Source organism: Pantoea sp. EKM101V (genome assembly GCF_011800325.1).
GTDB classification, from domain to species: domain Bacteria; phylum Pseudomonadota; class Gammaproteobacteria; order Enterobacterales; family Enterobacteriaceae; genus Pantoea; species Pantoea anthophila.
Genome location: NZ_JAALFP010000007.1, coordinates 131712 through 146399, shown reverse-complemented (window position 1 = coordinate 146399; position 14688 = coordinate 131712). Strand labels below are relative to the sequence as shown.

The window sequence follows — 14688 nt, the reverse complement described above, 5'->3', positions numbered from 1 at the left end:
ACGTACGACGGCAAAATAGTGTCAGGCCATTCCATGGAAAAAGTGTTTTGCCGTGTACCACAACCATTTAATCCGGAAAGCAAAAGCGAAACCTGTGGCACATCATGGTTAAATCATAGCTTGGTCGCAGCAGTTGCCATGGCTGAAAGCAAAATATTCTTTGCCGACCGCTAAAAAGGGGAAGCTGATCACTGAGTAAGCGAACCGGCAGGTTGTTTCACGTACTGCAAAGCAAAAAAAAGGCCGGATAAATCCGGCCTTTGGCGATATTTTTCTTAGTCGATTAACAACCGCAGCATGCGACGCAGCGGTTCGGCTGCGCCCCATAACAGCTGGTCGCCCACCGTGAAGGCGGAGAGATACTCCGGCCCCATATTGAGTTTGCGCAGACGGCCAACCGGCGTGGTCAGCGTACCGGTCACGGCCGCTGGGGTCAGTTCGCGCATCGTCAGCTCGCGGTCATTCGGCACCACTTTCACCCACTCGTTATGAGAGGCCAGCAGCTGTTCAATTTCAGACAGCGGCAGATCGCGTTTCAGCTTCAGGGTAAACGCCTGGCTGTGACAGCGCAGCGCACCCACTCGCACGCACAAGCCATCAACCGGAATGACGTTGCGGGTCGCGAGGATCTTGTTGGTCTCCGCCTGGCCTTTCCACTCTTCGCGGCTCTGGCCATTCTCCAGCTGTTTGTCGATCCACGGAATCAGACTGCCCGCCAGCGGCACGCCGAAGTTATCGGTCGGCAGGGTGCCGGAACGGGTGAAGTCGGTCACGCTGCGCTCGATGTCGAGAATTGCTGAGGCCGGATTCTGCAGCGCAGGCGCAACGTGGTCGTGCAGCATGCCCATCTGAGTCAGCAGTTCACGCATGTGGCGCGCGCCGCCGCCTGACGCCGCCTGATAGGTGGCGACAGAGGCCCACTCCACCAGGTCCTGCGCGAACAGGCCGCCCAGCGACATCAGCATCAGGCTGACGGTGCAGTTACCACCGACAAAGGTTTTGATGCCCTGATCGATGCCCTGACGGATCACCGCGTGGTTGACCGGATCGAGGATGATGATGGCATCGTCCTGCATGCGCAGCGTCGAGGCCGCATCGATCCAGTAGCCCTGCCAGCCGCTGGCGCGCAGCTTAGGATAGACATCGCTGGTGTAGTCGCCGCCCTGACAGGTGATAATGATGTCCAGCGCACGCAGCGCCTCAAGATCAAAGGCATCCTGCAGTGCGCCCTGCTGCTTGCCCGCAAACGACGGAGCCGCCTGACCATGCTGCGACGTCGAGAAGAAGACCGGATTGATTGCATCAAAATCGCGCTCTTCGCTCATGCGGGACATCAGCACTGAGCCGACCATACCGCGCCAACCAACAAAACCTACATTCTTCATGTCGTGTCCGTCTCAGGCAGATTTCACCTGCTTTCATTTCAGTGGAGAGAGCGGCGTGCTATGTTCACGCCGCTCTGCGTAATAATAGGATTTACCTCTGTCTGCTCACTCTACAAAATGCAGGCCTGGTGGCAAGTGAATTAATTCGATTACGCTAACTTTTTCAGCAGCGTAACTAATAACTCCGCTTTCTGGCGGACGGGATGGCGTTAAACCAATGACTGAAATGATTTCGGCGACAATATTATTGTTGTTAATTATGGATCCGCTGGGCAATCTGCCGATTTTTATGTCGGTTTTAAAGCATCTGGAGCCGAAACGGCGGCGGGTGGTGCTGATCCGCGAAATGCTGATCGCCCTGATTATCATGCTGCTGTTTCTGTTTACCGGCGAGCGCATTCTGGCCTTTTTAAATCTGCGCACCGAGACGGTGTCGATTTCCGGCGGCGTCATCCTGTTTCTTATCGCCATAAAGATGATTTTCCCGTCGGCCGAGAGCAGCAGCTCTGGTTTACCGGCAGGGGAAGAACCGTTCCTGGTGCCGCTGGCGATTCCGCTGGTCGCCGGGCCGTCGCTGCTGGCGACGCTGATGCTGCTGTCGCATCAGTATCCACATCAGATGTCCCATCTGGTGGGCGCGCTGTTGATCGCCTGGGGCGTGACGGTCGGCATTCTGCTGATGTCAGGTCTGTTCCTGCGTCTGCTGGGTGATAAAGGGGTCAACGCGCTGGAGCGTCTGATGGGGTTGATACTGATTATGCTGGCGACCCAGATGTTCCTGGACGGCATCCGTGCGTATCTGAAGTTGTAGAAGAGGCACTGCGCCGCCCTGCTGATCAGGGAAGCGCAGTGTTCAACCTATGACGAGAGCAGTGCGAAAGCAATCATACCGACGATAGCCCCGGTCGTGCCGAGAATCGTCTCCATCAGCGTCCATGTCTTCAGCGTTTCCGCTTCGCTGGCCCCGGTAAAGCGGCCAAACAGCCAGAAACCGGCATCGTTCACATGACTGATGATGATGGAGCCGCCGCCGATACAGATCGAGAGCGCCGCCAGCTGCGCGCCGCTATAGTGCAGCGGTTCAATCACCGGCATGATCAACCCGACCGTGGTCAGACAGGCGACCGTTGCCGACCCCTGAATGACCCGTACCGCACCTGACAGGATAAAGCAGGCCAGCGCAATCGGCAGGCCCGCGCCGGTCAGCGCGTTACCCAGCACCGGACCCACACCGGAGTCCACCAGCACCTGCTTGAACACGCCGCCCGCGCCAATCACCAGCAGGATAATCCCCGCCGGTTGCAGCGCGCTGCCGCACACCTGCATCACCCGCTCTTTATCCATGCCCTGACGATAAGCCAGACCATAAATCGCCACCAGCAGCGCCAGCAGGATCGCGGTGAAAGGATGGCCGATAAATTCCAGCCACGCATACAGCGAGGTCCCTTCGGTGGTGAAGCGGGCGCCAATGGTTTTCAGGCCGACCAGCACCAGCGGAAACAGGATCAGAGAGAGGCTGAAGCCAAATGAGGGCAGCTGGTTCTCATCGACATCCGGCTGATGATCTTCCGGCGGGGCGCTGAAGGAGACGTGCTTCGCAATGAAATTGCCAAACAGCGGCCCGGCAATCAGCATCCCGGGGATCGCCGCACACAGCCCCAGCAGGATCATCCAGCCAAAGTCAGCGTGCATCTGTGAAGCCAGCAGCATCGGAGCCGGCCCCGGCAGCAGAAACGCAGCGGCGGCGGCCACCCCGGCAAAGAGCGGGATAACCAGCTTCACCAGATTGCCCCCGGTTCGCCGCGCCACGGCAAAAGCGATGCTGATCAACAGCACGACAGCCACCTCAAAGAAGAGCGGCAGCGCGCAGATCAGACCGGCAATCCCCATGGCGTAGTGGGCACGGCTCTGACCAAAGGTTTTCAGCATCCGGATAGCAATCTGATCCACGGCCCCGGTTTCATGCAGGATTTTGCCGAACATCGCGCCCAGCGCCACCACGATAGCGAGGAAGCCGAGCGTGCCGCCCATCCCCTTCTGCATGGTGTCCGCAATCTTATCCAGAGGCATGCCGGAGAACAGTCCGGCACCGATTGACACTAACATGAGTGCGACAAAGGCGTGCATACGCGCCTTCATCACCAGAAAAAGCAGCAGCAGGACGGAGCCTGCTGCGGTCAAAACGAGTGTTGCGGTATTCATCTCTAACCCTGGCTGATAGCGTCCCGGATAGTCGCAACCGTAGCCGCCACAACCTCATCCAGTGAATGCGTGATATCCACTTCCAATACATCCGGCTCGTCGCTGCCTGGCGCTTCCAGCGTTGCAAACTGCGTCACCAGCATCTGCGGCTTGAAGAAGTGCCCTTTGCGCGCTTTCAGGCGGGCTTCAATGGTGTCGAAGTCCCCTTTCAGGTAGATGAAACGCAGGTTGTCATTTCCCTGACGCAGAATGTCGCGATAACGCTTCTTCAGGGCCGAACAGACAATGATAGAGATCGCCTGGGTGCGCTGCATGGCAAAAGCGGCATCGTTCAGGGCCTGTAACCACGGCTGACGATCGTTGTCATCCAGCGGGTGACCATCGGCCATCTTCAGAATGTTGGCACGGGGGTGGAGAAAATCGCCGTCAAGAAAGGCTGTATTCAGCTGGTGAGAGACCTGATTGGCGACGGCAGACTTTCCGCTGCCTGAAACGCCCATCAGGATAAAAACGTGATGCGACGGGGATTGCGTTGTCATTTTTCTGCTCCGGCAGGTGAGAATTTGCCAATGTTACCGATAACAATGTCGTTTCTCATTCTCCTGGCCGCTTAACAGCGTGGCAACCTTTTTACCCGGAAAAGCATCAAAGTGTGAGCTGACTCATAAAAACGTCACAATCAGATGCTGCCGCCTTCACTGATCTCAAAACCGGTGTCCAGCATGCGCGTTTCGCGGCTTTCCCCGGCGATGCGTGCCAGCAGCAGCGCTGCGGCTTCGCGCCCGATGCGATCGCGTGGTGTCAGTACCGTAGCCAGCTGAGGCGTTACCACCTGACTGATATCATGGCCGTGGAAACCGGCAATCGCCATCTGATCGGGCACCCGCAATCCCTGCCGCTGGCACTCAAACATCGCGCCGACCGCCAGGTCGTCGTTGGTACAGAAGAGGCTGTCGGTTTCAGGATAGAGACGCTGCGCCTCACGCAGCAGATCGCCACCGGCACTGAATGAAGAGGCATCTTCCATCATGACGCTGCGCGGCGTCAGCCCGGCTTCGCGCATCGCGATTTCGTAACCACGCTGCTTCTGCAGGGTACGCTCATCCAGGCGTGCGCCAAGATAAACGGTGTGACGATGTCCTTTGCCGAGGATCGCCTGGGTCATCTGCCGGGCCGCTTCGACGTTATCAAAGCCGACCGCCATATCCAGGCAGGGCGTAACGCTGTCCATCATCTCGATGACCGGGATGCCCGCCACTTCCAGCATGCGCAGCGTGCCCGGGGTATGGGTGCGTTCGGTGAGGATCACCCCATCAATGTTCCAGCCCAGCAGCGAGCGCAGTTGCAGCTCCTCTTTCTGTGGGTTGTAGCCAAAGTGGGCGACGAGCGTCTGGTAGTTCGCTTCATCCGTGACGGCTTCAATGCCGCGCAGAACGTCAGCAAAGACCTGGTTGGTCAGTGACGGCAGCAGCACGCCAATCGCACGGCTGGTGGCGTTCGAGAGCATATCGGGGGCGCGATTAGGGATATAACCCAGCTCATCCAGTGCCACCGCGATCTTATCCCGCAGGGCAACAGAAACCTGCTCAGGATTGCGCAGGTAGCGGCTGACGGTCATCTTGGTAATGCCGACGCGATCGGCAACGTCCTGTAATACCGGTCTTTTCTTCTTCATCGTAGCGCCTGGGATCGCCCTGAAAGCTAAAGTACGATGAGTCTATCACTTTTCTGTCACAAAATTGCCAGCGGGGCGCACCGGGGTGCGCCCGTCAGTTTTCTCAGACCGGTGGCAGATCAAACAGCAGAACTTCTGCAGCCGTGCTGGCTTCCAGCGTAAGCGCGCTTTCATCCCAGATGGCGAGGGCATCGCTGGTAGTCACCGCGTTACCGTTTACGCTCACGTTGCCTTTGACGACCTGGATCCAGATGCGACGACCGGGTTCAATCGCCACGTTATCCTGTTCACCGGCACCCAGTACCCAGCGCGACAGAGTCATGTCCTGATAGACTTTCAGCGATCCTTCACGGGCATCCGGGCTGAGCACCAGCTGACGTCCCTGCACATCCGGGAAGCGGCGCTGATCGTAGCGCGGCTCAATGCCGGTACGCTCAGGAATGATCCAGATCTGATAGAGGTGCAACGGTTCGCTTTCGCTGGCGTTGTACTCCGAGTGACGCACGCCAGTACCGGCGCTCATAATCTGGAACTCCCCTGCCGGGATCTGCTCTTTGTTGCCCATGCTGTCCTGATGCTCAACCGTACCGGAGAGCACGTAGGTCAGGATTTCCATATCTTTATGCGGGTGGGTACCAAACCCCTGACCGCCGTCGATCACGTCTTCATTAATTACCCGCAGCGCGGAGAAGCCCATGAAGTTCGCGTCGTAATAGTTGGCGAATGAGAAGGTGTGCCAGCTATCGAGCCAGCCGTGGTTTGCGTGACCGCGTTCTTCAGCTTTGCGTACATAAATCATTTTCAGATCTCCTCAATGTTTTTTCATAGTCTGTGCCTGAGACGATCTGATTGATAGCTGAAAAACTTCACTCCTCTGTTCAAAATAGTTGAACAAGGGTTGCGCAGTGGCTGAAAAAGGCTGAAGGAGAGCGGGCAAAAAAAAAGCCAGCGCCCTGGCTGGCTAAATAATACTGGAAGCAATGTGAGCAATGTCGTGCTTTCTCAGGCTGTCGGGCGACCTCCCGGGAACGCATGACAATAATAATCATTATCATTCGCGTCTGTAAAGCGGTTTTCGCACTTTTTCACTTGATTAACGAATTGAATACCTTGATGTTTAAAAGGTTTTTAACGGCGAAAGGAGCGACCATGAGTGAAATCGTTGTCCGGCACGTTATACCCGAAGATGCCGCTGCACTGCACCGCATTTATAGCCAGCCCGATACTCAGGCCGGCACCCTCCACCTGCCCCATTCATCCCTGCAGGGGTGGCATACCCGCCTCGCCACGCCTCAGCCCCATTCATACCTGCTGGCTGCCTGCATTGATGATGAGGTTGTCGGGCAAAGCGCGTTAAAGGTGGAAGAGCGCCCCAGACGCCGTCACGCCGCTTCACTGGGAATGGGGGTGGATGCGCGTTACCGGCAGCGGGGCGTCGGCAGCGCACTGATGCGTGAAATGGTCGCCATGTGCGATAACTGGCTTCAGGTGAGCCGAATGGAGTTGACGGTGTTCGTCGACAACGCGCCGGCCATCGCCCTTTATCAGCGATTTGGTTTTGAGATTGAGGGAACGGCGCGTGGGTTCGCTATACGGGACGGTGAACTCATCGATACGTACTATATGGCGCGGATTAAACCCTGACCTGTGATGATGAAAAAGGGCACCTGCTGGTGCCCTTTGTGCTGAAAACCCTGGCACGTTTCGCTGTCAGTCAGCGCCTGCACAGGAAACGGGATCAGATCGGAAAGACGCAAAAGCCGTCATCCATGACACGCTCGGCCCGCGCCGTCCTGGCGCGGGACGCTTTCCTCTTCTGACCCCGTTCCCTGCGCGTTAAGCTTATTTATTGCTGTCAGATTCACCGGGGTCAGGTTTGTATCAGTAACCCGCACTTAAATCATCGATGCTGCGCGGGTCAGACGCGCCATACAGCATGCCATCCGGCCCAATCATGATGCTCTGGGTACTGCCCATCGCAGGCAGCACCTTCACATGCTGACCTCTGGCTTCCAGCAGACGCAGTGTGTCCGGACTGAAGCCCTTCTCTACCCGCAACTGATCCGGCAGCCACTGATGGTGGAACCGCGGTGCGTTAGTCGCTTCCGCCACGTTCATGCCAAAATCGATGCTGTTAACCACCATCTGCAGCACGGTGGTGATAATGCGGCTGCCGCCCGGGCTGCCGGTCACCAGCCAGGTTTTGCCCCCTTTGGCCACGATAGTCGGCGACATCGACGACAGCGGGCGTTTCGCTGGCTGCACGGCATTCGCTTCACCGCCCACCAGCCCATAGACATTAGGCGTTCCGGGTTTAGCAGAGAAATCATCCATCTCGTTGTTCATCAGAATGCCGCTCTTGCCTGCCACAATGCCGCTGCCGAAATAGGTGTTCAGCGTATAGGTCACCGCAACCGCATTCCCCTGCTTATCCACCACCGAGAAGTGGGTGGTCTGGTTGCTTTCATAAGGGTCGAGTTTACCCGGCTTGATCTCGCTGGAGGGGCGCGCTTTCGCCACATCGATCTGCTGCGCCAGCGTCTTAGCGTACGCTTTACTGGTCAGCGCCTGCCACGGCACCTTCACGAAATCGGGATCGCCGAGATACTCTGAGCGGTCGGCATAGGCATATTTTTCCGCTTCCGCCATCACCTGCATGGCATCCGCACTGCCAAAGCCCATCTTCGCCAGATCGAAATTCTCCAGAATATTGAGGATCTGCACGATGTGAATGCCCCCGGATGACGGCGGTGGCATGGAGAAGACCTCATAGCCACGGTAAGTGCCGCTAATCGGCTTGCGCTCGACGGCACGATAGGCCGCCAGGTCCGCTTTGGTGATCAGCCCGCCGTGCTGTGCCATCTCTCCGGCGATCTCATCCGCAATTTCGCCTTTATAAAAGGCATCCGGCCCCTGACGGGCAATCAGTTGCAGGCTGTGAGCGAGATTTTTCTGCACCAGCCGATCGCCCTTCTGCCACGGTGTGCCGTCTGGCTTGTAGAAGATCGCCTTGCTGTTGGGATGGGTGATCAGCACCTCTTTGCCGTAGGTTTTCAGGTCATCGGCCAGCGCATCGTTAACCGGAATGCCGTCCCGCGCCAGCCGGATGGCCGGAGCCAGCAGGGTGCTCAGCGGCAGAGTGCCATATTTGTGTGCGGCCAGCGCCAGACCCGCTACGGTGCCGGGGGTGCCGGACGCGAGATGTGAGGTCAGCGACAGCTTGCTGTCGGCATTGCCCTGCTTATCCAGAAACATATCGCGCGATGCCCGTCCCGGTGCCATTTCACGGAAATCGATGGCGGTGGCACGGCCCGAGGCGGTGCGCAGCAGCATAAAGCCGCCTCCGCCAAGGTTGCCCGCCTGCGGATGGGTGACCGCCAGCGCAAAACCCACGGCGACGGCGGCATCTACGGCATTACCGCCCTGACGCAGAATCTCTACGCCGACCTGGGTCGCCATCGCGTCTACCGACGCCACCATGCCGTGCTGCGCTTTGACCGGGTGAAACGTGTCACTGTCCACGCCATAAGAGACGGGCGGCGCCTGCGTCGGCGCGGCATTAGCGCCCGCCACGACGGTAAAACTCATCACCAGCGACCAGCTAAGCTGACGCACCGTTTGCTGCATTTTCATCCTGTCACCATCCCGTGTTGTTATTTACATTTTTTTATCATTTCTGCAAGTGCTTACAAATACAGCAAAAGTGTCAGGGTTAAGTCAAATCAGGAATACATCTGAAAGTCAGGTCTGTGATATCGGGTAAACTTATGGTTGCGACCCAGAAGCCGGTGTGCGCCGTTGTGCACCCATAACCCTGAGGCGTTCAGAAAGGAGGAGTGATGAAAAAGTGGATGATTGTTTTAGCCGCCCTGCTGCCTTTCGCCAGTCAGGCGAACACGCTGAACAGCACTAATGACCCGAACCGGCCGGGCTATAATCCCAGCCAGCAGCGGATGCAGTCACAGATGCAGACCCAGCAGCAGCAGCAACAGCTGAAGCTGCGCCAGGATCAGCAGCGTCAGACTCAGGATATGCAGCGTAAAATGCAGGAACAGCGCGACAGCGCCCGGCAGCGGGTAATCACCACGCAGCCGGGGCAGCAGAATCAGAATTCAAATCAGAACTAACCGAAGTCGGGGCCGATGATGTCGATCGCGTCGGTACAGATGGCATCGACGCCCCATTTCAGCAACTCCCGCGCCCGATCCGGACTGTTCACGGTGTAGACCAGAATCTTCAGGTCCGCGCTTTTCAGCTCTGCAACCCGCTCTGCGGTCAGCACTTTATGGTTGAGGTGGATGGAGACGCACGCCAGCGCCGTGGTCTTTTCCCGCCACTGCGGGTCCCAGCTGTGGGACAGCAGCCCTCGCGGCAGCTGCGGCTCTGCCTGCATGGCGGCTTCCAGCGCCTCAAAAGAGAACGACGAGAGCAGCGGCGCGGTCTGATCCTGCCACAGCATCGCCGCGGCCTGCGCCACAGCACGGCCGGTTTCGGTCTCGCTGCCGGTGGTGGGTTTGATTTCGATGTTGGCCATCATCTGATGCTGACGGCAGCGCGCCGCCACCTCATCCAGCCGCGCCAGCTTTTCGCCCGAGAAGGCGTTGCCAAACCAGCCGCCCGCATCAAGCTGCGATAACTTTTCCCACGGCAGCTGACCCGCCACGCCCCAGCCGTTACTGGTGCGATCCAGCGTGTCGTCGTGCAGCAGAAAAATCTGCGCATCGGCCGAGAGTTTGACATCAAATTCAATCATCTGATGTCCAAACTTCGCGCCAGTGTCGATGGCTGCCAGAGTATTTTCCGGTGCCAGTTTACCGCCGCCGCGGTGAGCGACGATGCGGGGATAGGGCCAGTGTTGTGTGCTCATTCCAGACGCTTTCCATGGGTTGAATCGAAGAAGTGTAACGCATCTGACGGCAGATGCAGCCACAGCGTCGTGCCGGGTTCCGGCCGTTCACTGTGGGCTAAGCGTACCACCAGCGGCGTGTCGCCGATGCGGCCATGGGCCAGATTATCGGCACCCAGCATCTCCAGCGTGTCCACCCGCAGCGGGATGCCGCCCTGCTCGCGGCTGCTTTGCCGGATATGCTCTGGCCGAATGCCCAGCACCACCGGCCGGCCAGCCCATTTCGCCCTGCTCTCGCTCAGCGGCAGCGCGTGCGAGGCGTCGAGATTAAAGCGCGACCCGTCGCTGCTGAACTGCCCTTTCAGCAGGTTCATGGCAGGAGCGCCGATAAACGCGGCGACGAACTGGCTGGCGGGACGCTCATAGATCTCCACCGGGGTGCCGAGCTGCTCGACTACCCCTTTATTCATGACCATCACCCGCTGCGCCAGCGTCATCGCCTCAACCTGGTCGTGCGTCACATAGAGGCTGGTGGTCTGCAGGCGGCGATGCAGCTGCTGCAACTCCAGCCGCATCTGCACCCGCAGACGGGCGTCGAGATTCGACAGCGGCTCATCAAACAGAAAGACCGCCGGTTCGCGCACGATAGCGCGGCCCATCGCCACGCGCTGACGCTGTCCGCCGGAGAGCTCCCGCGGCCGCCGCATCAGCAGATGATCCAGCTCCAGACTGCGCGCCGCGTCGAGCACCCGCTGACGAATCTGCTCTTTGCCCATGCCGCGAATTTTGAGGCCATACGCCATGTTCTCCTCTACCGACATGTGGGGATAGAGCGCATAGTTCTGGAACACCATCGCGATGCCGCGATCTTTCGGCTCCTCCTGGGTGACGCGCCGGTTATCGATGTAGATATCGCCGGAGCTGACCCGTTCCAGACCGGCCACCATGCGCAGCAGGGTCGATTTTCCGCAGCCGGAAGGGCCGACCATCACCATAAATTCGCCGTCGCGGATGGTGACGTTCAGCGGCTGAATGATCTGATTTTTACCGTCATAGGATTTGGTCACTGCCTGAAGGGTTACGCCTGCCATCTTATTTCTCACTCTCAACCAGACCGCGCACAAAGGCACGCTGCATGACCAATACCACCACCAGCGGTGGAATCAGGGTTAATAACATTGCTGCCATCACTTCGTTCCACTGGGTCGGCGAACCGCTGCTGGAGATCATGCTTTTAATCCCCGCCACCGCCGTGCCGAGGCTGGCGTCATTGATAATCAGCAGCGGCCAGAGATACTGGTTCCAGCCGTAGATAAAGGTGATCACGAATAGCGCCGCCAGATTGGTTCTGGAGAGCGGCAGCACGATGTCGATAAAGAAGCGCATCGCGCTGGCCCCATCGATGCGCGCCGCTTCGACCAGCTCATCCGGCAGCGACATAAAAAACTGACGAAACAGGAAGGTGGCGGTTGCTGAAGCCATCAGTGGCAGGGTCAGCCCGCTGTAGCTGTCGAGCAGATTAAGATCGGCAATCACCTGCACCGTCGGGAAAATACGCACCTCCACCGGCAGCATCAGGGTGATAAAGATCAGCCAGAAGAAGAGCGTGCGCAGCGGAAAGCGAAACCAGACCAGCGCAAATGCCGACAGCATCGACACGGTGATTTTGCCGAAGGTGATGCCGAGCGCCATGATCATGCTGTTAAGCAGCATCAGACCAAATGCCGGGCCGCTGCCGTTGACGCCGTGAGTCCAGATGCGTGAGACGTTCTCCCACAGATGGGTGCCGGGCACCAGCGTCATCGGCACCTGATAGACCGCCTCGTTATCCAGCGTTGCGGCGACAAAGGCGACGTAGAGCGGAAACAGGATGGTGAGCACGCCCAGTACCAGCACGAGGTGGCTGAAGAGATCCAGCCCGCGTCGATTCTCAATCATTGGTATTGCACCTTACGTTCAACAAAGCGGAACTGGATGACCGTCAGCCCGATGACCAGCAGCATCAGCACCACCGACTGCGCCGCCGACGAGGAGAGGTCCAGACCGGTGAAGCCTTCGCGGTAGATTTTGTAGATCAGCGTGGTGGTCGCCTGCACCGGCCCGCCGCCGGTAGCCGCGTCGATCACCGGGAAGGTGTCGAAGAAGGCATAGATCAGATTCACCACCAGCAGAAAGAAGCTTACCGGCGCAATCAGCGGCAGGGAGAGGTTGAAGAAGCGTCGCACCGGCCCGGCACCGTCAATCGCGGCGGCTTCCACCAGCGATTTCGGGATCGACTGCAGAGCAGCGAAGAAGAACAGGAAGTTGTAGCTCATCTGCTGCCAGATCGACGCCAGAACAATCAGGAACATCGCCTGACCGCTGTTCTGCGCATAGTTCCACTCATAGCCGATGTGGTGCAGCAGGTAGCTGAAGAGGCCCAGACCGGGATTGAACAGAAACATCCACAGCACCGCGGCCACCACTGGCGCAACGGCGTAGGGCAGCAGCAGCAGGGTCTGATAGAGGCGGCGCAGCCGCACGACATAATCGACCAGCGCCGCCAGCAGCAGCGAAAACAGCATGCCGAACCCCGTGACCATGCCGCTGAATGTCAGAGTGGTCCAGAACGAATCGAGATAGTAGGGATCGGCAAACAGGCGTCTGAAATTTTCCAGTCCGACAAAGCGGCTGGAGAGGCCAAAAGGATCGAGGCTTTGCAGCGAGTACCACAGCGCTTCACCGGCAGGCCAGAGAAAGAAGACCGCAGTGATCAGTAGCTGCGGCAGCACCAGCAGATAAGGCAGCAGGCTGGTGCGAAAAACCGGGCGAGAAGAAGACATAGCGCACTCTGATTCAGAAAGAGAGAGGGCCAGCCTGCACTGGCCCTGTCGGGCAGATTACTTCACCTGCTGCTGGAAGCGACGCAGCAGTTCGTTGCCGCGTTTGACCGCGTTATCCAGCGCGCTTTGCGGCGACTGTTTACCGGTCCAGACGCTCTCCAGCTCTTCGTCAATCACGGCACGGATCTGCGGCATATTGCCCAGACGTATGCCTTTGGTGAACGGCAGCGGCGGCTTGTTCATCATCTGACGGGTGGCGATATCTGCACCCGGATTTTTGTCGTAGAAGCCCTGCTGTTTCGTCAGCTCATAGGCGGCCGTGGTAATCGGCAGGTAGCCGGTTTTCTGGTGCCATTCCGCCGCGATTTCCGGTTTCGCGAGGAACTGCATGAACTCCGCGACGCCTTTATACGTTGCCGCATCTTTGCCTTTCATCACCCACAGGCTGGCTCCGCCGATCAGGGCGTTCTGCGGCGCGCCTTTTACGGTGTCGTCATAGGGCATCATGCCAACGCCAAAGTTGAATTTTGCGTAGTGGCGGATATCGGCCAGCGAACCGGAGGAGGCGGTAGTGATGCCGCAGTCGCCGTTGTAGAACTTCGCCGTCGGCTCATCTTTGCGGCCAAAGTAGGTGAAGTCCCCTTTTTTGTTCATCGCTTCCAGCATTTCGATGTGACGCACCTGCACCGGTTTGTTGAACTCCAGCACCGCATCCAGGCCGTCAAAGCCGTTATTTTCCGTGGCGACCGGCAGCGCATGCCAGGCGCTGAAGTTTTCGATCTGGATCCAGCCCTGCCAGCCGCTGGCGTAGCCGCAGCTCATGCCCGACTTGCGCAGCGCAGCGGCATCCGTGGCCAGCTCCTGCCAGGTTTTCGGGGGCTGATCGGGATTCAGACCCGCTTTCCTGAAAGCATCTTTGTTGTAGTAGAGCACCGGGGTAGAGCTGTTGAACGGCTGAGAGATCAGCTGGCCTTTGCTGTCGCTGTAGTAGCCCGCGACCGTTGGCACGAACTGCTTTTCATCAAAGGGGATGCCGGCATCTTTGAAAACCTGATGCACCGGCACAATCGCCTGTGAAGCCATCATGGTGGCCGTGCCCACTTCATAAACCTGCAGCACCGCAGGCGCTTTGCCGCTGCGCACTGCCGCGATCCCGGCCGCCAGGCTCTGCTCGTAGTTACCTTTGTAGGTCGGAACAATTTTGTAATCGGGATGGGTCTGGTTAAAGCGCTGAGCCAGCGAATCGACTTCTTTGCCTAACTCGCCTTCCATGGAGTGCCAGAAAGGGATCTCGGTGGCGGCGATGGCATGACCGCTGAGGGTCAGACCGAGCAGCGCGCTCATCAGGCTACGGCGAAAGGTAACGACGGACATAGAATTTTCCTGTGCAGGTAAATACGCGTGAAATCACGGATTTCTGGTTCGCGAAGTAACATGACACGGGAAAATGACGGATTAATAACAGGCAGATGACAGGCGGGTGACAGGCGAAAGGGAAGAAAGGCGGAGCAGCTAACGACTTTGTTGACACAATCTGGCCAGGTTGCTGTAAGACTGAGCATGCACAAGGAACAAGGTCAGATCGGAAAGACGCTAAATCTGTCATCCATGACACGCTCGGCCCGCGCCGTCCATGGCGCGGGACGCTTTCCTCTTCTGACCATGTTCCCTGCGCGTTGAGTATATTTGTTGCGGCCAGATTCACACTGATTTGGGTTTGTCAGCAGTCTGAGCAGCTATAACATCATTACTACGTCG

At 58.1% G+C, this 14688-nt stretch carries 15 protein-coding genes; 4 read left to right on the top strand and 11 right to left on the bottom strand.

Annotated elements, in window-relative coordinates:
- The first annotated feature begins 33 nt into the window (after positions 1–33).
- Positions 34–174 carry a hypothetical protein gene (locus HFD92_RS13025; protein ID WP_167429069.1) on the top strand — a complete coding sequence of 47 codons (141 nt, stop codon included), beginning with the start codon at positions 34–36 and terminating at the stop codon, positions 172–174.
- Between the two features lie 101 nt (positions 175–275).
- On the opposite strand, the gene asd is transcribed toward HFD92_RS13025, so the two are convergent.
- Entirely contained in the window at positions 276–1385 is a 1110-nt protein-coding gene (gene asd / locus HFD92_RS13020; protein WP_009087755.1) for an aspartate-semialdehyde dehydrogenase, read from the bottom strand.
- A 217-nt stretch (positions 1386–1602) separates the two neighbouring features.
- Here asd and HFD92_RS13015 point away from each other — a divergent pair, with 217 nt between their 5' ends.
- Complete coding sequence (locus HFD92_RS13015) at positions 1603–2196, top strand: YhgN family NAAT transporter (protein ID WP_009087757.1); 594 nt, start codon at positions 1603–1605, stop codon at positions 2194–2196.
- A 47-nt stretch (positions 2197–2243) separates the two neighbouring features.
- Here the strand turns inward: HFD92_RS13015 and gntU are convergent, their stop codons facing one another.
- The 4 genes from gntU to HFD92_RS12995 all read right to left on the bottom strand — a co-directional run bounded on the left by gntU (position 2244) and on the right by HFD92_RS12995 (position 6061).
- Positions 2244–3587, bottom strand: a complete 1344-nt coding sequence (gntU, locus tag HFD92_RS13010; protein ID WP_009087758.1) for a gluconate transporter — start codon at positions 3585–3587, stop codon at positions 2244–2246.
- A 2-nt stretch (positions 3588–3589) separates the two neighbouring features.
- A complete protein-coding gene (gene gntK, locus HFD92_RS13005) occupies positions 3590–4126 on the bottom strand; it encodes a gluconokinase (protein WP_009087761.1) in 537 nt (178 codons plus the stop codon).
- Between the two features lie 140 nt (positions 4127–4266).
- Entirely contained in the window at positions 4267–5262 is a 996-nt protein-coding gene (gene gntR / locus HFD92_RS13000; protein WP_167429068.1) for a gluconate operon transcriptional repressor GntR, read from the bottom strand.
- Between the two features lie 103 nt (positions 5263–5365).
- Positions 5366–6061 carry a pirin family protein gene (locus HFD92_RS12995; RefSeq protein WP_009087765.1) on the bottom strand — a complete coding sequence of 232 codons (696 nt, stop codon included), beginning with the start codon at positions 6059–6061 and terminating at the stop codon, positions 5366–5368.
- A 350-nt stretch (positions 6062–6411) separates the two neighbouring features.
- On the opposite strand from HFD92_RS12995, the gene HFD92_RS12990 reads away from it, so the two are divergent.
- Entirely contained in the window at positions 6412–6906 is a 495-nt protein-coding gene (locus tag HFD92_RS12990) for a GNAT family N-acetyltransferase (RefSeq protein ID WP_009087767.1), read from the top strand.
- 237 nt (positions 6907–7143) lie between these two features.
- Here the strand turns inward: HFD92_RS12990 and ggt are convergent, their stop codons facing one another.
- Positions 7144–8895, bottom strand: coding sequence for a gamma-glutamyltransferase (gene ggt, locus HFD92_RS12985; RefSeq protein WP_033736081.1), 1752 nt, complete (start codon positions 8893–8895; stop codon positions 7144–7146).
- A 206-nt stretch (positions 8896–9101) separates the two neighbouring features.
- On the opposite strand from ggt, the gene HFD92_RS12980 reads away from it, so the two are divergent.
- Positions 9102–9389 carry a DUF2756 domain-containing protein gene (locus HFD92_RS12980; protein WP_009087771.1) on the top strand — a complete coding sequence of 96 codons (288 nt, stop codon included), beginning with the start codon at positions 9102–9104 and terminating at the stop codon, positions 9387–9389.
- Here HFD92_RS12980 and ugpQ read toward each other — a convergent pair.
- From ugpQ to ugpB, 5 genes are read right to left on the bottom strand one after another with little or no spacing between them, the layout of a single operon-like run.
- Positions 9386–10129, bottom strand: a complete 744-nt coding sequence (gene ugpQ / locus HFD92_RS12975) for a glycerophosphodiester phosphodiesterase (protein ID WP_058956966.1) — start codon at positions 10127–10129, stop codon at positions 9386–9388. The two genes, HFD92_RS12980 and ugpQ, sit on opposite strands and share 4 nt — an antisense overlap.
- Positions 10126–11199, bottom strand: coding sequence for a sn-glycerol-3-phosphate import ATP-binding protein UgpC (locus HFD92_RS12970; protein ID WP_167429067.1), 1074 nt, complete (start codon positions 11197–11199; stop codon positions 10126–10128). The genes ugpQ and HFD92_RS12970 overlap by 4 nt, the downstream gene beginning before the upstream one ends.
- 1 nt (position 11200) lies before the next feature.
- Positions 11201–12046 carry a sn-glycerol-3-phosphate ABC transporter permease UgpE gene (gene ugpE / locus HFD92_RS12965; RefSeq protein ID WP_046100748.1) on the bottom strand — a complete coding sequence of 282 codons (846 nt, stop codon included), beginning with the start codon at positions 12044–12046 and terminating at the stop codon, positions 11201–11203.
- Entirely contained in the window at positions 12043–12930 is an 888-nt protein-coding gene (ugpA, locus tag HFD92_RS12960) for a sn-glycerol-3-phosphate ABC transporter permease UgpA (protein ID WP_009087778.1), read from the bottom strand. The genes ugpE and ugpA overlap by 4 nt, the downstream gene beginning before the upstream one ends.
- 57 nt (positions 12931–12987) lie before the next feature.
- The gene (gene ugpB / locus HFD92_RS12955; protein ID WP_154929101.1) at positions 12988–14304 is read right to left on the bottom strand and encodes a sn-glycerol-3-phosphate ABC transporter substrate-binding protein UgpB; all 1317 of its coding nucleotides are present in this window, start codon (positions 14302–14304) and stop codon (positions 12988–12990) included.
- Between the last annotated feature and the right edge of the window lie 384 nt (positions 14305–14688).